This window comes from Collinsella sp. AM18-10 (assembly GCF_003471585.1).
Lineage (GTDB): Bacteria > Actinomycetota > Coriobacteriia > Coriobacteriales > Coriobacteriaceae > Collinsella.
Genome location: NZ_QRJO01000003.1, coordinates 25,514 through 43,197 on the forward strand (window position 1 = coordinate 25,514; position 17,684 = coordinate 43,197).

The following is a 17,684-nucleotide window of genomic DNA, read 5'->3' on the forward strand; positions in this document are numbered from 1 at the left end:
TCCGCGACTTTCGGTGATCCTTGTGGTAGAAGGTTCGCCCAGCTATGCGATGCGTGCGCTCGAGAGTATCCAGAACCAAGACCTCTACGATTTGCAGATTGTCGTTGTTTGCCGCGATGCTGCGCCCGGTGTGCGCCATTCGCTTCAAGTTGCTGCCGACAGGGACATCCATATTGATTTGATTGACGTCGAGGACGCGAAGCGTGGCGCTTGTCTTCGCGCCGGTTTTGATGCCTCGCGCGGCTCTCAAATCATCGCCATGAACGCCGATGAGTGGTTTGCTCCGCAGACCCTTTCCAAGATGGTCGATATCGCGTGCGATACTGCGGCAGACATTGTGCTCCCCTCGGTGTCGCTCGATCGATACGATGCGCACCGCGAGCGTCATTCGCGCGTCTTGGATGCTGCCTCTATTGCCATAGAAGACGAGTCTTCTATGGTGACTGGGCTGCCCCAGTTGATTTTAGGCGGCCTAGTCGCTCAGACCTCTGGCGTGATGTATAGCCGTCCGCTGTTTGAGGCATGCCTGTCGCGCGGCAAGGCGTACCGTACGGTTGAGTTTATGGCTTATGCGCTCTCGCAGGCACGATTCGTGTCCGGCTGCGGCGACGCTTGTTTCCACGCGGTGGCACCTAAGCTTACAGATGCCTTTGATCCCACCATGTATGCCAGGATATCCGATGACACTCGAGCGCTCGACGAGCTTGCGGACTCACTCTCGGAAGCAGATAGCGGTGGTCGGCTCAAGCTGGCAAGCCAAAAGTTCTACTTTGCCGGACTGGTCGCCTGCATCGAGAATTTGTGTCTGAGCCCGCATGGAGTGTCGTCAATCGAGCGTTCCGCCCGCATGCGTGATATGCTCGAGGCGCCTCGAACCCGTCAGATGGTCGCCGCGCTCAAGGACAACCATCGGGGACTCGGTCTGTTGTTTGGGCCGATCGCCAGCGCCAAGCCTGCGCGCTGCGTGATGTGTACGCATCTGGCAGCTTTTCTTAACCGGACGGGCGCAAAAACCGCCTAAACGGCTCATTTCGAAACAAATTTGCATAGAATTGTTTCGAAATGCGTTCTTATACGCAAAAGCCTTCAAATAGCGTTAAACTATTCAATCACTGATTGATTGTCTCCGCCATCTTTTGGAGAGAGGGTTTGTATGGCTAAAAAACGCAATGGGCGCCAGGATGCCATTAGAGATATTGTGCGCAATAAGGACGTCCGCACGCAGCGCGTGCTGGTCGATGAGCTCCGCGCTATGGGCTTTGATTGCACGCAGGCGACTGTCTCTCGCGATATTGCCGATATGGGGCTGCGTAAGCTCCCTGAGGGCATCTATGTTCTGGCAGAGGACCTGCACCTGCAGCGTATGGTTTCCGAGCTCGTAACGGGCGTTCTGCGCACCGATAATCTGGTTATGATCAAGGCTCAGCCTGGCACGGCTTCCGGCATCGCCGCCGCTGTTGATGCGGCAGAGCTGCCCGATGTGCTTGGCTCGCTTGCCGGCAACGATACGATTTTGGTTATTGCCCAGACGGCCGAGGACGGCGAGCGTCTTGAGGCGCTGATCAATAAGCTGAGCAATTCTCGCAAGTAGGCGTGCGGGTCGTGCGCTCGGCACTGCGTGCGCTGACATAGCGGCTTGTAAGGGGTATCGACGTTGGTCGGTACCCCCTTTTTTGTCTGCCGGTATAAAGACCGCCCATCAGGTCGCTTCAAACTAAAAGGCCCCCGAGCAGTTCAATAGGCTGCTCGGGGGCCTTGTTGCTTATGGCCGGATGATTTCTAGCCGACCGTATCGTCAGGCGTGGGTGAGGGGTCGGGAGTGGGCGTAGGCGTAGGCGTAGGCGTAGGCGTAGGCGTGCCGCCATCGCCGCCGGTCGAACCACCAGTGGAGCCGCCCGTCGAGCCACCGGTCGTACCGGTGCCGCCGGTGGTGTCGCCGCCCGTGGTCTCGGTGGTCGTGGTCGTCGTGGTAGTCGTCGTGGTGGTTTCCTCTTCGTCCTCGTTCTCGTCCTTGTCGTCGTTCTCCGTCTTCTTGGTGTTGTTGGTGCCGTAGAACTTCCAGACGCTGTTGTTCTTGTAGGTGGGCGCCGTTCCGGTCGCAAACTCCTCGCGCTCGGTACCGGTCAGAACGGTGTTCATAAACCGCTTAAAGACAGGCAGGTTGGTGCTGTCGCCCAGCAGGTCCGTGCCGTACTTTTGGATGGGGATCTCGCCCGCGGAATAGCCGGTCCACAGGGCGCACGCCAGCTGCGGGGTATAGCCGCAGAACCAAAGGTTGGTGGTGTTGTCGGTGGTGCCCGTCTTGCCGGCATAGGGCTGGTTGACACTCAAGGCGCCGGCAGCACCCGTACCGCTGCCCTTCATGACGCCGGACAGAACATCGGTGACCGCGGCGGCCTCGCCCTCGGTAAGCACCTGTGAGGGATTGTCGGTGTGCTGGTACAGCACCGAACCGGTACGAGAATCAATCTCGGTGATGGCGATCGGCTGGCGATAGTAGCCGCCGTTGGCAAACGTCGCGTAGGCGGCGGCCATCTCGAGTGGCGAGATCGAGCCGGTGCCGAGCGTCATGACGGGAACGTCCTCGATGTTGTCCTGGGCGGGGTCGATGCCGAGCTTTTTGACGAGCGAGATGATCTTGCTGTTGCCGACGGCTTCCGCCACCTGGATGTAGCCGGTGTTGGAGGAGTATGCCGTCGCCTGCTTAAGCGTGATGTTGCCGTAGCTCTGGTTGGCGTAATTTTGGACCTCGGTCGTGGTGCCCTTGGCCTTGAGCGGCGAGTTGCAGTTGAGGGTGACGTTGGGGTTCATGCCGTTTTGGATGGCAGTTGCCAGCGTAAAGGCCTTAAAGGTGGAGCCGACGGGACGCTTGGCCGTGGCATGGTTTACGTGGTTCTCGTCGGCGTTGTAGTCGTAGCCGCCCACCATGCACTTGATGTAGCCGGTCTTGGGGTCGACGACGACCATGCCCATGTCCAGGCCGTCAAGCGAGAGCGTGTCGAGCTGCTCGCGGACGGCATTCTCTGCCACCTGCTGCATCGTGGGGTCGATGGTGGTCTTGACGGTTAGGCCGCCCTTAAAGAGCACGTCGGTCGAGAACTCCTGCTCCAGCAGCTGCTTGACGTAGGAGACAAAGTAGGGCTGCGAGTATACGTCGACGCCGCTGCCCGAGATTTCGGTCACATTGAGGGTGATGGGTTCGGCCTGTGCGGCATCGTGCTCCTCCTGGGTGATGTGGCCCAGGCGCAACATGTTGTCGAGGACCTTGTTGCGACGGGACAGCGCCAGGTCGGGGTTGACCGTGGGGTCGTACTGCGAGGGCGAGTTGGGAAGGCCGATCAACAGCGCGGCCTCGCTCAGGGTGAGGTCGGCGGCGCTCTTGGACAGATAGGTCTCGGCGGCGGCCTCGATACCGTAGGCGCCGTGGCCGTAATAGATGGTGTTGAGGTACATCATGAGGATCTCGTCTTTGGAGTACATGTCCTCCATCTTGATGGCGATGTAGGCCTCGCGCACCTTACGCTCGATGGTCGAGTCGAACTGCTCCTCCTGCAGGATGGTGTTGCGCACAAGCTGCTGGGTGATCGTCGAGGCGCCTTCGTGTCCGCCGCCGAGGGTTGCCACCGCAGCACGCGCGATACCCCACAGGTCGATACCGCCGTGCTCGTAGAAGCGCTCGTCCTCGACGTCAACGGTGCCTTGCAGCACGTAGGGGGAGACCTCGTCCTTGGTGATAGACTTGCGGTTTTGCGTGTAGAAGCTCGCGATCTTGTTGCCGTTGCAGTCGACGATCTCGGTGGGCTCGCTCACCAGATACGCGTTGGCGTCGGTGTAGTCGGGCAGATCGGACAGCCAGCGGTTGACGTTGCCGACCATGCCGATGCCAAATGCCACGCCCGCAATCAGCAGAAAGCCCAAAAACGAGAGCAGGATTATGGGCAGAGCATGCGTCTTTGAACGGCTGCGTCCCTGTCGTTGGCGAGGACCCATATATTGACCTCCAGGTATGTCGTGCCGGACGGCGGATGTGCCGTCGGGGCAGGATGGACATAAGTTATTACACGATAAACCAATCGGGGCACGCAGGGCCTCGTGTATGCTGGTTGGCAGCAATTTTCAGAGTGAAAGCACACCTTGGCAAGGAGTTTACCGATGGCGATTCGGCCGATGGAACCGAGCGGACAATGCGAAAGCGAGTTGGCGGCGGCTGGAGTGGCGCTGCCCGAACTGCTGGCGCCTGCTGGCGGGCTCGACCAGATGCTCGCGGCGATTGCGGCGGGTGCCGATGCCATCTATGCGGGGCTGGACGGATTCAACGCTCGAGTGAGCGCACATGGCTTTAGCGATGATGAGTTCGCGCGCGGTTGTGCCGTGGCCCATGCCCATGGCGTGCGTGTGTACGTGACGCTCAACGTGTTCGTGTTCGATGATGAGCTTGCCGACGCCGTGGCGTTGGGGGCGCATGCACATGCGTTGGGTGCCGATGCGCTGATTGTGGCAGATGCCGGGCTGGCTTGCGCGCTTCGTGCGGCGATTCCGGGGGTCGAGATTCACCTGTCCACTCAGGCGGGCGCTCATAGCGAGGGTGCCGTGCAGTTGGCTGCCAAGGAGTTGGGCGTTGAGCGCGTGACGACGGCGCGCGAGCTGAGCGTGGCGGAGATTGGGGCGCTTTGCGCTACTGGCGTTCCCATCGAGGTGTTCTGTCACGGCGCTATTTGCATTGGATACTCGGGTGCGTGTGAGTTTTCGGCCCTTCGACGTGGCCGTTCTGCGATGCGCGGCGACTGCACGCAACCGTGCCGTCTATCCTATGACTTGGTGGACGAGGCGGGGCAGAGTGTTGTCTCTGTCGAAGGGGATCGCCTGCTTTGTCCGCGTGACTATCTGGGTATCGCGCATCTGCCCGAGCTTGTTGCCGCCGGCGTGGCATCGCTCAAGATCGAGGGCCGCATGAAGAATCCCGACTACGTCTTTAACGTGGTGAGGGTGTGGCGTCGGGCGCTCGATATGCTGCGCGACGGCGCATGGGATGCCGATGCGGTGCCGGCGCTTGAGCGCGAGCTGGGAAGGTCGTTCAACCGCGGCTTTACCGATGCGTATCTGCGGGGCCGTTCGGGCGCCGGGCTCATGAGCTTTGAGCGCGCGATCAACCAGGGCGTGCGCGTGGGCCACTTGGTGGCGGTGGGTCACGAAGAGGTGACGGTTGAGCTTGATGCCGCCGTGGCGGCGGGCGATACGCTCGAGATCCGATTTTACCCGGGTGCCGACGCGCGTCCCGATGTGCCCAAGCGCTGGCCGCAGGTGCCTTGCCCCGTGGATGCCGCGGCGGGAGAGCGCATCGTCGTGCATTGCAAACGCAAGGTGGACGCGGGCTGCGAGGTCTATTTGATTCGTAGCGCCGGCGTGCTGGGGCAGACGGCAACGGTGTTGGAGCGCATGCGGGCCGAGGCAGATGCGGTCGCGCCTGTTGAGCGCTCCGTTGAGGTGTTGCCGTTTGAGGGCGTTCTGGCAGATGGCGATGTACCGACGGAGTTGGCGGAGTCGGCGGAGCCGGCAAAGCGTGAGGCTTTTGCCCGTATGGTCTTTGCCTGGGAGCTGATGGATGTGGATCCGCGCGATGAGCGGGATCTGTCCGATGCGACGGTGGTGCTCGACGAAGTGTGCCGCGCAGGTGACGCCGAGCGGACTCGAGCGCTCATGCAACGTGCCGGGCGCGTTGTCTGCCGCAACCTGGGGCAGGTGGCGATGGCCCGCGAGTTGGGCACGGCGTTTGACGTGGCGGCGCCGGTGTTCTGTGCCAATCGGGCCACGCTTGCTTGGCTGCGCGGGCTTGGTGCGGGGTGGATATACTTGCCTGCCGAGTTGCTCGGCAATGATAGGGAGCGTATTGCCGAGCTGGCTGCTGAACCCGGCGTCTTGGGTCCGGTCGACGCCGACCGTCCCGAGCTCATGGTGTGCGAGCACTGCCTGCTGACCGCCGAGGGCGTCTGCGCCACCGATGCGACGGGACAGGTCCGTTGCCGCGGCTGCTTGCGTCGTCGGCAGGTGCGCTATCTGGTCGAGCGTGACGGCACGCGTCTGCCAGTTGCCATCGACGCATGCGGCAGGACGAGGATTTTCCTGTCGTAGGTGCCGCGTCGCGTCAGTTTGTTATCATAAGAGAGTTTATGGACTTCCAGCACCGCCGTTTTCGGCGAGGGTGCTATAGCAAAAGGAGGATACCCAATGCTGTCTGTTGACGAGCAAATGCGTATCATCACCTCGGGCGCCGCGCAGATCGTCCCCGAGGCCGACCTTCGCAAGAAGCTTGAGAAGGGCGAGCCCCTCAACATCAAGCTCGGCGTCGATCCCACCAGCCCCGACCTGCATCTGGGCCATGCCGTGCCGCTGCGCAAGATGCGTCAGTTCCAGGACCTGGGCCACAACGTCACCCTCATCATCGGCAACGGTACCGCGCTGATTGGCGACCCTTCGGGCAAGAATTCCACCCGTCCGCAGCTTTCGCAGGAGCAGATCGAGGCCAATGCCGAGACCTACGTGAGCCAGGCCATGAAGATCCTGGATCCCGAGAAGACCACCATCGTGCACAACGGCGACTGGATCTTGTCGATGGATCTGGCCGGTCTGCTGCAGGTGTGCTCCAAGTTCACCGTCGCCCGTATTCTTGAGCGCGATGACTTTACCAAGCGCTACCAGTCTCAGACGCCGATCGCCCTGCATGAGTTCCTGTATCCCGTGATGCAGGCATACGATTCGGTCATGATTAAGGCTGACGTGGAGATGGGCGGCACCGATCAGCTCTTCAACCTGCTCGCCGGCCGTGAGCTCATGGAGAAGATGGGCATGGAGCCCCAGATCGCGCTCACCATGCCGCTGCTCGAGGGTACCGATGGCGTCCGTAAGATGTCCAAGTCCTACGGTAACTACATCGGCCTGACCGACGCGCCCAAGGATATGTTCGGCAAGACCATGTCCATCCCCGACGAGATGATCGGCAAGTACTATCGTCTGGCGAGCTCGCTCACCCCGGCCGAGGTCGACAAGATCGACGCTGCTCTGGCCGACGGCTCTGCCGATCCCTATGAGCTCAAGCGCGCTCTGGGCCGCGACCTGTGCGACACCTACCACGGCGCCGGTGCCGGCGACGAGGCTCAGGCCGAGTTCGACCGCGTGTTCAAGGAGGGCCAGCTCGCCGACTTTCCCGAGAAGCATGTTGAGCTGACTGTTAACGACGAGGGCCAGATCTATCTCGCCGGCCTGCTCAAGGACCTGGGTCTTTCGGCCAGCGCCGGCCAGGCCCGTCGCGACATCGACGGCGGCGGCGTCAAGATTAACGGCAAGGCCGTGGCTCCCAAGAGCTACAACATCGACCCCAGCGCCCTCAAGCTGGGCGACACCCTCTCCGTGGGCAAGCGCAAGGGCTTCAAGCTTATTTAGTTACGCGGTTTTACCAAACCGCGTAACCGGCCGACGCTGCGCGGGCCGCATTTGGACAATCTGACGTTCAACTTCAAGGGCGCGACCAGAAGGTCAGCGCCCTTTCGTTTCACGTCACCTTGTCTCGGCACTCATTGGGGACAGACTTAAATGAGTGCCCGCGGAATGAGAGTGGATAATCTCCCGTTTTTGGCCTGTTTGCGGGCTCAAAGTGGGAGATTATCCACTCTCGTCATTTGCAAGGGGTGTATTCCCGACCTTCCGTTTGGGCATACAATGGCTATTGGCTTACTGCGGTGAAGGCTCGTCCGCTCCGCAGCTTTTTTCTACAGTTAAAGGAGTATGTATGTCCGTTGAGGTCATGAGGTCTGTGATCGCCGCCGCCGAGGGCCGTGTACCCGTCGACACGCTGTTTGCCAACGCACAGATCGTCGATGTGTACGGCCAGCGCGTAGCGCCCGGTAGCGTTGCCGTCAAGGATGGCGTGATCGTCGGTGTGCTCTACGACGGTCGCGACGATGCCGCCGGTACGTATGAGGCTGCCGAGGTCATCGATTGCCAGGGCCGCTATCTTGCCCCCGGTTTTATTGACGGACATCTGCACATTGAGTCCTCGAACATCCGTCCCGCCGAGTATGCGCGCATGGCGGCGACGCGCGGCACCACCACTGCCATTGCCGACAGCCACGAGATCGCCAACGTTTCTGGCCTGGACGGCCTGCGCTTTATGGTCGAGGACGGCCGTCGCGCTCCTATTTCCATCAAGTACATGATGCCCTCGTGTGTGCCCGCACTGCCCGACGAGCAGGCCGGCGCCGTCATCACCGCCGCCGATATGCAGGCGTTTTTTGCCGAGCATCCGGGTGATGTCTTTGGTCTGGGCGAGATGATGAACCTGCCGGGCGTCTTTATGGCCGATCCCGAGACCTGTGCTCGCATTGACGCTGCCAGTCAGACGCCGTCCAAACAGGTCGACGGTCACGCCCCGCTCGTTGCCGGCAAGGACCTCAATGCCTATGCCGCGGCTGGCATTATCGCTGACCATGAGTCGACGATTCCCGAGGAGGCACTCGACAAGCTATCCCGCGGCATGTATGTGATGCTGCGCGAAGGCACGTGCAGCCATGACCTAGCCAACCTGTCTCCGATGCTGCTGGAAAACCCCGCCCGTGCCCGCCGCTGCTGCTTTGCGACCGACGATCGTGCTCCCTCCGACGCGCTTTCGACCGGTATGATCGACAACGCCTGCCGCGTGGCGATTGAGGCCGGCATCGACCCGGTGGTCGCCATCTCCATGGCGTCCCTTTCCACGGCTGAGGCATTTGGCTTGGACCACGGCTGTCGCGACCCGCATGAGCTCCGCGGCGCCATCGCCCCGGGCAAGCGCGCCGACCTGCTGGTGCTCGATGACCTGACGTTTGCCAAGGCTCCGCATCGCGTATATGCCGCCGGTGCTCTGGTGGCGCAGGACGGCACCTTTGTGGGCGAGATCGCACCCGAGATGGCCGAGGTTGCGGCCCTTGCCGATGAGCTGCGCGCCTCCGTTAAGCTGCCGAAGCTTTCGCTCGACGTATTCGACTATGCCTTTAAGCCGGGTGAGGCCGTGATTGACGTGGTGCCGGGTAAGGCCATCACGGGCATGGCTCGCCCCGAGAGCGCCGAGGGCCTGCGCCGCATTATGCTGATCGAGCGTCACGGCCGCGGTGTGTCACTGCAGGCCGAGGGCGCCGACGGCGACGGCCCCGCTGGCCTGGGCCTGGTCGGCAAGCACATCGGTCGCGGCTGGGTGCGCGGCTTTACCATCACCGGTGGCGCCATCGCCTCGACGATCGGCCACGACTCGCACAACGTGTGCGTCGTGGGCGATAACGCTGCCGATATGATGGCGGCTGTTGAAGCCGTGGGCCAGGGTGGTCACGTGCTGGTGCGCAACGGCGAGGTCGTGGCGCGCATTCCGCTGGCGCTTGGTGGTCTGATGAGCGAGGGCACGGCCGAGGATGTCGCCGCGCAGCACGACGACTTTATGGTCAAGGCGCGCGCCATGGGTATTGAGCCGCCGCTCGACCCCATCATGGGCATCATCTTCCTGCCCCTGCCGGTTATCCCGACGCTCCGCATCCGCCCCGAGGGCATGTTCGACGTCACGACCTTCACCTACGCCGACTAGTCATCGGGGACGTTCTTAAACGACTAGCCGTCGGGGTGGCGTGTCGCCTGACGCCGCGACCGTGAGGCCTCTGGCATGTGTGAACTATTTGCCAGGTCCTTGTAACGTTTACGCCCGCGGAGTCTTATTTGGGCTCCCTTTGGGTACGTTGGAATCGGATACACGTTCGATTCCATCAAGCCCGAAGGGAGCTTTTCTATGTTTAAACTGATTGCATCCGATATGGACGGCACGCTGCTTGACGAAAACGGCCAGGTGCCTCCCAAGACCTACGAACTGATTCTGGCGCTACGCGAGCATGGTGTGCATTTTGCTGCATCGTCAGGTCGCCGCTACGATCGCCTGTGCGAGTTCTTTGCGCCTGTTCGCGACAAGATGGACTTTGTCGCAGCTAACGGTGCCCAGGTCTACGCCGACGGCAAAATGGTAGACCGTGAGGTGTATTCCCACCTGGCGATTCGAAGGCTCGCCCAAGCCGTCAGGACGTTTCCCAATCTGCATCTTGCGCTCTTTGACCGAACCAAGTCCTTCCTGCTCGATGACGAGTGCAAGTTCGTGCGCGAGGTCGATAAGGACCTTCCCAATGCCGAGCGTATTTGGGAGCTGCCCGATCCCAGCGTAAATATCATCAAAGCGAGTATCTTTTGCGACGACAGTGCGGTTATGGACAGTGCGTACGTGCTACAGCGCGAACTTGGTCAGCTCTTTACTTTTGCGCCTTCGGGCAACGCGTGGATCGATGCCATGCAGCCTGGTGTGTCGAAGGCCTCGGGTATCGCGCAGCTCGCGGAGCATTACGGCATTGGACGCGACGAGGTCATGGCGTTTGGCGACTCGATGAACGACTACGAGATCATTCGCTTTGTCGGCACGGGCTGCGCGATGGAAAACGCGCGCCCCGCGCTTAAGGCGGTGGCCGATCGCGTGGTGGGTTGTAACCGCGACCACGCCGTCCAGCAGGAGCTCCGTCGCGTGCTGGAGAGTCTCTCCTAATCCGGCAGATGGGGACGTTCCTTTTCTGCCGACAGTGGGGGACAGTCCTTGCAGCTTTTTGCGAAGAGTGTCCCCAGTGACTAGTCGTTTAAGAACGTCCCCAATGACTGGCCGATGACTAGGCGAGGGCGGCCATGATGGTGCGGGCGACGCCGTCGTGGTCGTTGTCGTATTCGGTGATGGCGTCGGCGGCCTCGCGATCTTCGGGCTCGGCGTTGATCATGGCCATGCCGTGGCCCGCTGCCTGCAGCATGGGGATGTCGTTGATGTTGTCGCCGAACGCCCAGGCGTTGGCGAGACGCTCGCCCAGGTGCTCGCATAGCCACGTGAGGGCCGTACCCTTGGTGGCGCCTTCACCCATGACTTCGATATTCATGGCGTACGAACGCGTGACCTCAATGCCTCCGAGCGTGTCGAGCTCCGCCGCGATGGCGTCGCGATCGGCCTGGTCGTGCCAGTACATGGCGATGCGTTCGAGTGTTTCGACTTCGTCGATTTTGCTGTCGATATCCATGTCGATCGGTGTTCGTGTACGCTTGAGCGAAGCCGCGATGTGGGGGTCTCCGCCGCAGAATTCGTCTAGGCGCGTGTAGAGCGAGCGGGGGAGGAAGCACTGCCCGTCCGCGAAGATATCGAAGGTCACATCGTGGCCGGCGGCGATGCGGTGGACGCGATGGGCAATGCCACGGTCGAGCGGACGGCTCAAGATGCACGTGGCGCGCGAGGCGTCGGTGGGCGTATCCTCGTCGAGCTGCCAGACGCTGGCGCCGTTGGCACAGACCGCGTAATGCACGGCGGGATGGGCGAGAATGGGCTCAAAGATGCCCGACAGTGGACGTCCCGTGCAGGGAACAAACTCGATGCCACGACGTGCGAGCTCGTCGAGCATCGCCCAGGTGGCATCGCTCATTTGCTTATCGCTCGTCAGCAGCGTCCCATCCATATCGGAAAACACAATCATTTGATGCAGCCCCTTCTACTGGCATAAAAAGCGTGGCCGAGGGCTTGGGTCCCTGGCCACGCTCGAGTTCTATAACGGTCCGCGTCCTAGCGGTCGGCGAGCGGCTTGTACTCCAGCGGCTCGATCACCGGACGATAGGCGGGGCGGATGATACGGTGCGCGCAGAAGAGCTCTTCCATGCGGTGTGCCGACCAGCCGGCCATGCGGGCGACGGCGAATAGCGGCGTAAAGAGCGTTTCGGGCACGCCGAGCATCTTGTAGATAAAGCCCGTGTACAGGTCGATGTTGGCGCAGATGGGCTTGGTCATGCCGTGGTCGCGCATGACCTGGGGTGCCAGGCGCTCGATGCGCTCGATGAGCGCGAACTCATCGCCCAGGTTCTTCTTGGCGGCAAGTGTGCGCGCGTAACGACGGCAGACCTCGGCGCGCGGGTCGCTGAGCGTATAGACGGCGTGGCCCATGCCGTAGATGAGGCCCGTGCCGTCGAAGGCCTGCTTGTCGAGGATCTTGCCCAGGTAGGCCGCGACCTCGTCCTCGTCCTCCCAGTTGGAGACATGCGCGCGGATGTCCTCGTGCATAGACACGACCTTGGCATTGGCACCACCGTGGCGCGGGCCCTTGAGCGAGCCGATAGCCGCGGCGTAGGCGGAATACGGGTCGGTGGCCGAAGACGACAGCACGCGGCAAGCGAAGGTGGAGTTGTTGCCGCCGCCGTGCTCGGCATGCAGCATGAGCATAACGTCGAGCAGCATCGCCTCATCGCGGGTGAACGCCATGCCGCCGCGCAGGACCTGTAGGATGGTCTCGGCGGTGGAGAGACCGGGCGTAGGGTGCGGCACGTGAACCTCGGAGCCGCGAAGCTTGGCGACCGAGGCCATGTGTGCGAAGGCGGCGATGCGCGGGAGACGTGCGAGCATGGAAATGGCGACGTCGATTTCGTGCTCGGGCGTGATCACGTCTGGTTCGGCATCGAAGGCGTAGAGCAGCAGTACGGCGCGCTGGAGCACGTTCATGATGCTCGACGACACCGTGGTCATAGGGAACTCTTTAACGTACTCGTCGCTCAGGTGCCTAAAAGCACCCAGACGTTCGCAAAAACCGTCAAGCTCTTCCTTGGTGGGCAGAGAGCCCGTAATGAGCAGATAAGCGACCTCTTCGTAGCCGTAGCGATTCTCGGCCTGGGCGTTGTTGACCAGATCCTCGATGCTGTAGCCACGAAGCGTGAGTTTGCCCTGATCGGGCACGACCTTACCGTCGACCTTGTTGTAGCCATGCACATCCGAGATGCGAGTGAGGCCCGCGACCACGCCCGAACCGTCTGCATTGCGCAGGCCGCGCTTGACATTGTGCTCGACAAACAGGTCCTCGTCATAAGGGTCGGTCGGCAGGCCGTGGTAGAGGTTTTCGCTTTCGGGCGAAATCTGACGGCTCGCCTCGTAATCCAGAACCAGGCGGCTCAAGTGGTCATCGAAGCGGTAATAGATTTTCTTGGCGTCGTAGGCCATGCGCGCTCCTCTCCGGGCCGCATCGGGGTGACTTGCATGGGCATGCGCGCGTCAGGCTATCCCCAGCGGCTTGCTCGCTACAGGCGGTACATAAAGTTAAAGACGTCCTCGCGCTGGATGGACACGTTGACGCCCGAAAGCTCGCCGGCCTCGGCCAGGGCCTTCTGCAGCTCGGCGAAATCGAGCTTGGACTCGGCGGTGTCGGCCAGCATGGTCATGGTGAAGATGTCCTCGATAATGGACTGCGTAATGTCGCGGATGTCGACGTTGGCCTCGCCCAGGACACGGGTGACGCCGGCGACGATGCCGGGGCGGTTCTTGCCAAGGACGGTGATGACGATACGGGAGGACGAGATCTCGGCCATGGGAAACCCTTTCGCGTGATTGCGGCGCGCGCGGGGCGCTCCGCTACGGTACAGTGTTCATCATTGTACCTGTCTGGCGCAAAAAAGGCGCGCTCGCTGCGGCGTTACATGCCTGCAACATGAGCGTAAGGGGGAAGGCCGTACGGGGAAGAGCCGTCTGGCGCGTGTCCGGCTCGTGTTGGGTTGATTTCCGATCTCAGCCGAACACATTGAGCGGACAGGCCGTTCCCGCAGTCAGCCGAACGCCTCCGACGGCTGATTCCGAACTGGAAGCGGAGGGCATCCCCGCCCTTCGGTAGGGGATACCGCTCCGCGGCGCATGCCGCGGGCGGCGCCCCTATCGGACCACCGTGACCTCAGTTGGGATGGGCCCAGCACTGCCGCGTACTCGGTGAGCTAGAGCCAACTGTTCGTCTTCACGTCGCGTATGGCGATATTTCGGTCGTCCGGCTCGGTGATGCCGTAGCCGAACGCCTGGAGCGTCTCGATGGACTCCTGGATCCTCTGTTGGAACATGGGACCCGGATCGACCCTCGGCCCGAGGTGCCCGCGCCAAAGGCACGGCGTGGCGCGCAGCATGTTATGGATTTTGGAGATGGGCTCGATGTCGGCGTAGACGTTGAGCGTCGCCATGGCGTCCTTGTGGCCGAGGATCGATTGGAGCGCCTTGATATCGCCGCCTTGGCGGATCCACTGCGTTGCGAACGTGTAGCGAAGGCCGTGGAACGTGATCAGCTCGTCGTTGGTGCCCATGAGGCCGTTGGTCTCCGAGAACGTCTTGAACGCCCTGCGGATATAGCCTGTCGTCGCGAAGGTCGCGCCCGGCTCCGACAGGATGTAGCAGTCCCCGATCTCGACCGCCCCGGTAAGGCCGCGCAAGCGCAGCTTTCCGCAGTCGATCTCGTGGGTCTCCTTCAGGAAGGGGAGTAGGCCGACCGGGTCGATGGGGATACCCCTGGCGTCATGGGTCTTGGTGTCCTTGATGAACGAACCCATTCCCTTCGCGTACGCCACCGAGTGTCTGATCGAGATCAGGCCCGTCTCGAAATCCACATCGCACCACCGAAGGCCGCAGACCTCGCCGATTCGCATCCCCGTGTGCAGGGCGAGTACGACCGCCCTCTAATCCTCGGCGGACCAATCGAGTCCGAACTCCTTTCGGGCATCCTCTTCGCTCATGACTTCGAGAAGGTCTCCGGGTTGGCAACGAAGGGCGAGGCATAGCTGCTCGAGTGTGTTGAAGCGAATGCCGCGAATATGCCCTTTTTTAATACGGGACAGGTTCACGGGCGTGGTTCCAATCCTTTCGGCAAGTTCGTTCGAGGAAATCTTTCGCTCGGCCATGATCTTGTCGAGGCGAACAATTACGGGCATGGCGTTTCCTTACGCAATCTCGTCGGAGTCGAGGTACAGCTCTCGGGCGTACAAGAAGAGCTGGGAAAGCATGAACAGGACGATGCCGAGAACCAGAGAGGTCCAATCGAATGATGAAGCGATCTCTTGGGCGCCGACGGCCCCCTCGCCGCCAAACATCGAAACGGAGGTTTTGAGTGAGCCGGCGTAGAGGCTGGTGGCAGCTTGAACAACGAAGAGAATGCCGAGCACCTTCAAGCATGTCGCAGACCCTTTCTTGAAGGGGTCTCCGCTCTTGATCGTCCACACGAGAACGGCGCTGAGGATGGTCGTAGCGATACCGATGACGGCAGGGACCAATGTCGAGATCGCAAGGGCTGGATACGCGGGGGAGTCTGCAATTACAGGGTTGTCGAGCACTTCGATTGCTGGCTTTAAGGAGAACGCCACTTGTGCGATGGCGGTGGCGCAAAGGGTCGCAGAGGCTATCGCACATGCGATGCGGAAGGAATGAAGCCGGGGAGTGCGATTGTCGGAACTCATAATAACCTCCGAAGAATTTAAAAAACTCAGGTTACTTTTTAACAGTTTATGTTAAATTGACTTTGCCGGCAAGTAATAAGGGCCGAGCATTTTGTTCGGCCCCTCTGTTCCGACTGGATGAGGTTAAGGTTGGCGATGAATATGCTCAAAATCTCGAAGGCGATCTTTAGGTCGCTTCTCTCCTCCAGGTCGCTCTGTGTTGTCGTTGTTGCGTTGATGGTTCTTTGTGCTCTGCCCGTCTTCAGGAGCGCGGCTGGCATCGACGGACGGGTCGAATACCTCGAGTCGGGAATAACCCGTGTTGAGCAGGAATTGTCAGCATCCTATGCGGATGCGCTTGTGAATGCGGGGGAGGACGGTGTCTATACCTCTTCATCAAGCATGCCCGCGCTTCTGTACCCTCTTGCCGCGGGACGTCTTATCTTGGCACCGCTCTCTCCCCTACTTCCGTTTCTGCAGATATCGGATGGAGAGTACACCTATTATGACGGATCGAAGGAGTACTTGCTATGGGTCGCAACGGCCGTTGCCGTCTCGTTCCTTGCCGCGCGTCTTAACAAACGTGAAAAGCTCATCATCCAGGCACCGATGGGCGAGCTGGGTAGACTTGTTGCATCGAGCGTATGGGCGAGTGTTTTTGCAATGCTTGCCGTCCTCGCCATCAATCTTCCAGGGATAATCGCCGCGCTTGTGAAGAATGGCCCGGGCTCGCCGTTCTATCCGATAGGCTACATTCAATATGCGACTCCGGTTATCAAACCGGCTTGGCTGGTGTTCGCGCAGACGGCCATCTTGCAATTCTTGGTGGCAGCGTTCATCTCGCTTGTCGTTCACCTTGCCGTGAAGATTGCCAATAACCCTACGCTTGGAATCGTGTTCGTATGTGCCCTGATGGGGGTGACGATGGTTCCCGGGTATTACGGAAGATCCATCGCTTTACGTGAGTTCGCCCTGTTGAATCCCCTTACGTATGCGAACACTGAGTTGACCGTCGGCGCCTATAGCCCGTACCCGACAACGCAGATAGTGAATCTGCCTGGACTTTGCTTCGAGCGTGGCGCGATTGCCCTCGTATGCGCAATCGGGATCGAGGTGCTGGCAATTAGCCTGCTTTGCGTTGCTGGAAAGAGCGGCTGCGCGTGCCCGATATCCCCGATTTGTCTTGAGAGAGGTTCCTTCACTGCATCGAGAACGGCAACTCGTTCGAGCGCTTGTGCCTCCGCCGTTGCATACGTAAGAACGATGGGGAAACTGCTCCTGCGTTCTCCTACCCTCGCCGTATGCGCGATTGCAATGTCGACGACGATGCTGGCCCCGGCTCTGGTCGAGATGTTTCCTGACGCTGATAACGTTTCCGCTGTTCGGTATAGGGATGGGGAGCTCCGTTCAATAGATCGGTATCTAGAGCAGAACGCTGCGAATATGGACGTCGAGGGCAAAGCGGCCCTGGAAGACATGCGGGATGCTCTTTCGGGTTTCGTGTACGCGCCTATGCCTGCGGAGGGGTTTCGAAGCCTTGCGACGTACGAGCGCGCTCGAGGTGAGCTGGGCGCGGCAGATGCGACTCTCCTGCAATCGATCGGAATCGAGCCTGAGACTCCTTCTCGTGCGGAGGCGCGCGCCCTTCTGCTTGAGTCGATCGCGAGCTTGCCGGACCCCAAGGTTTACGAGTTAAGTACGAAGATGCCCCCATTAATCCTCCTTTCGTATCTCCAGGCAGTACTTCCCTCCTTATTTTTGCTGTTGCCCGTGGTTGTCACATCGCTCGCGTGCACCCACCTGCAGTGTCGTTCCCTTCTGGTTCTCCAGATCCCCGCAACAGCGCATGTGCGTTTTCTGACGGCTGTTGCGCTGGCTCTCCTGCTTGGCTTGGTGCTGCTTTTGGTGTCGATGGTTCCCGCTGTCGTTGTGTCCGTGATTAAGAACGGTGCGGGTGGATCGGAGTATCCCGTCGCTCTCATTCGGGCGGGAGCTTCGACAACGTCCACGGTGGGGGAGGCGGTGTTGTGCAGTATTCCGTTGCTGGTCATGGCATACGGCGTGATTTCCGTCGTCGCTGCGTTGACAGCAGCGATTAGCCGCAACCCCGTTGTCACCGGAATGGTTTGCGCGGTTCTCTTGGTGTTGGGTTCGTTGAGCGCTCATGTTGAAAGCGTGGGCATGGGCGTCGCGCTGCTGGCTCCATTCGCCTCGTTTGATCCCGCTTCCCAGGTGGGGACGATTGGGTTCCTTGGGCGAGGGACGAACGCGATGCCTTTTGGAGAGGTCGTCGGCGCATCGGGCGCTCTGCTGGTGGTCTTGGGCGCCGTATCTCCGTTGATGGTGCGCCTGAGTGTTCCAAAGATCGAAAGGGGATGATC

14 protein-coding genes are annotated in these 17,684 nt (G+C 60.8%); 7 read left to right on the forward strand and 7 right to left on the reverse strand.

The features are described 5' to 3' along the window. Positions 1-22 precede the first annotated feature (22 nt). Together DW211_RS03200 and DW211_RS03205 are read left to right on the forward strand one after the other, a co-directional pair. Positions 23-1,021, forward strand: a complete 999-nt coding sequence (locus DW211_RS03200) for a glycosyltransferase (RefSeq protein WP_147357107.1) — start codon at positions 23-25, stop codon at positions 1,019-1,021. A 132-nt stretch (positions 1,022-1,153) separates the two neighbouring features. Then, positions 1,154-1,591, forward strand: coding sequence for an arginine repressor (locus DW211_RS03205; protein WP_006235280.1), 438 nt, complete (start codon positions 1,154-1,156; stop codon positions 1,589-1,591). A 188-nt stretch (positions 1,592-1,779) separates the two neighbouring features. Here DW211_RS03205 and DW211_RS03210 read toward each other — a convergent pair whose 3' ends face one another. Next, the gene (locus tag DW211_RS03210; protein ID WP_118259166.1) at positions 1,780-3,990 is read right to left on the reverse strand and encodes a transglycosylase domain-containing protein; all 2,211 of its coding nucleotides are present in this window, start codon (positions 3,988-3,990) and stop codon (positions 1,780-1,782) included. 162 nt (positions 3,991-4,152) lie between these two features. Between DW211_RS03210 and DW211_RS03215 the strand changes: the two genes are divergently transcribed. From DW211_RS03215 to DW211_RS03230, 4 genes are all read left to right on the forward strand, one after another. After that, the gene (locus DW211_RS03215) at positions 4,153-6,129 is read left to right on the forward strand and encodes a U32 family peptidase (protein WP_118259168.1); all 1,977 of its coding nucleotides are present in this window, start codon (positions 4,153-4,155) and stop codon (positions 6,127-6,129) included. A gap of 96 nt (positions 6,130-6,225) precedes the next feature. After that, the gene (tyrS, locus tag DW211_RS03220; RefSeq protein ID WP_118259169.1) at positions 6,226-7,437 is read left to right on the forward strand and encodes a tyrosine--tRNA ligase; all 1,212 of its coding nucleotides are present in this window, start codon (positions 6,226-6,228) and stop codon (positions 7,435-7,437) included. Between the two features lie 346 nt (positions 7,438-7,783). Next, positions 7,784-9,604, forward strand: a complete 1,821-nt coding sequence (locus DW211_RS03225; RefSeq protein WP_118259171.1) for an adenine deaminase — start codon at positions 7,784-7,786, stop codon at positions 9,602-9,604. 198 nt (positions 9,605-9,802) lie between these two features. Further along, positions 9,803-10,597 carry a Cof-type HAD-IIB family hydrolase gene (locus DW211_RS03230; RefSeq protein WP_118259173.1) on the forward strand — a complete coding sequence of 265 codons (795 nt, stop codon included), beginning with the start codon at positions 9,803-9,805 and terminating at the stop codon, positions 10,595-10,597. A gap of 118 nt (positions 10,598-10,715) precedes the next feature. Here DW211_RS03230 and DW211_RS03235 read toward each other — a convergent pair whose 3' ends face one another. The 6 genes from DW211_RS03235 to DW211_RS03260 all read right to left on the reverse strand — a co-directional run bounded on the left by DW211_RS03235 (position 10,716) and on the right by DW211_RS03260 (position 15,324). Further along, positions 10,716-11,558: a Cof-type HAD-IIB family hydrolase gene (locus tag DW211_RS03235; protein WP_118259175.1), complete on the reverse strand. Its 843-nt coding sequence runs from the start codon at positions 11,556-11,558 to the stop codon at positions 10,716-10,718. 86 nt (positions 11,559-11,644) lie between these two features. After that, positions 11,645-13,063, reverse strand: coding sequence for a citrate synthase (locus DW211_RS03240; RefSeq protein WP_118259177.1), 1,419 nt, complete (start codon positions 13,061-13,063; stop codon positions 11,645-11,647). A 77-nt stretch (positions 13,064-13,140) separates the two neighbouring features. Further along, complete coding sequence (locus DW211_RS03245) at positions 13,141-13,428, reverse strand: ACT domain-containing protein (protein ID WP_006235289.1); 288 nt, start codon at positions 13,426-13,428, stop codon at positions 13,141-13,143. A gap of 396 nt (positions 13,429-13,824) precedes the next feature. After that, complete coding sequence (locus tag DW211_RS03250) at positions 13,825-14,532, reverse strand: site-specific integrase (RefSeq protein WP_255413557.1); 708 nt, start codon at positions 14,530-14,532, stop codon at positions 13,825-13,827. Positions 14,533-14,550: 18 nt separating this feature from the next. Continuing rightward, entirely contained in the window at positions 14,551-14,802 is a 252-nt protein-coding gene (locus DW211_RS03255) for a helix-turn-helix transcriptional regulator (protein ID WP_006235292.1), read from the reverse strand. Positions 14,803-14,811: 9 nt separating this feature from the next. After that, positions 14,812-15,324, reverse strand: coding sequence for a DUF2975 domain-containing protein (locus DW211_RS03260; protein ID WP_006235293.1), 513 nt, complete (start codon positions 15,322-15,324; stop codon positions 14,812-14,814). 135 nt (positions 15,325-15,459) lie between these two features. On the opposite strand from DW211_RS03260, the gene DW211_RS03265 reads away from it, so the two are divergent. Beyond that, the gene (locus DW211_RS03265) at positions 15,460-17,682 is read left to right on the forward strand and encodes a hypothetical protein (RefSeq protein ID WP_118259180.1); all 2,223 of its coding nucleotides are present in this window, start codon (positions 15,460-15,462) and stop codon (positions 17,680-17,682) included. The last annotated feature ends 2 nt before the right edge of the window (positions 17,683-17,684 follow it).

Excerpts from the sequence above, each read along its gene's own strand:
- DW211_RS03205 (WP_006235280.1), top strand. The coding sequence starts at position 1,154 with ATGGCTAAAAAACGCAATGGGCGCCAGGATGCCATTAGAGATATTGTG.
- DW211_RS03210 (WP_118259166.1), bottom strand. The coding sequence starts at position 3,990 with ATGGGTCCTCGCCAACGACAGGGACGCAGCCGTTCAAAGACGCATGCT.
- DW211_RS03215 (WP_118259168.1), top strand. The coding sequence starts at position 4,153 with ATGGCGATTCGGCCGATGGAACCGAGCGGACAATGCGAAAGCGAGTTG.
- tyrS (WP_118259169.1), top strand. The coding sequence starts at position 6,226 with ATGCTGTCTGTTGACGAGCAAATGCGTATCATCACCTCGGGCGCCGCG.
- DW211_RS03225 (WP_118259171.1), top strand. The coding sequence starts at position 7,784 with ATGTCCGTTGAGGTCATGAGGTCTGTGATCGCCGCCGCCGAGGGCCGT.
- DW211_RS03230 (WP_118259173.1), top strand. The coding sequence starts at position 9,803 with ATGTTTAAACTGATTGCATCCGATATGGACGGCACGCTGCTTGACGAA.
- DW211_RS03235 (WP_118259175.1), bottom strand. The coding sequence starts at position 11,558 with ATGATTGTGTTTTCCGATATGGATGGGACGCTGCTGACGAGCGATAAG.
- DW211_RS03240 (WP_118259177.1), bottom strand. The coding sequence starts at position 13,063 with ATGGCCTACGACGCCAAGAAAATCTATTACCGCTTCGATGACCACTTG.
- DW211_RS03245 (WP_006235289.1), bottom strand. The coding sequence starts at position 13,428 with ATGGCCGAGATCTCGTCCTCCCGTATCGTCATCACCGTCCTTGGCAAG.
- DW211_RS03255 (WP_006235292.1), bottom strand. The coding sequence starts at position 14,802 with ATGCCCGTAATTGTTCGCCTCGACAAGATCATGGCCGAGCGAAAGATT.
- DW211_RS03260 (WP_006235293.1), bottom strand. The coding sequence starts at position 15,324 with ATGAGTTCCGACAATCGCACTCCCCGGCTTCATTCCTTCCGCATCGCA.
- DW211_RS03265 (WP_118259180.1), top strand. The coding sequence starts at position 15,460 with ATGAATATGCTCAAAATCTCGAAGGCGATCTTTAGGTCGCTTCTCTCC.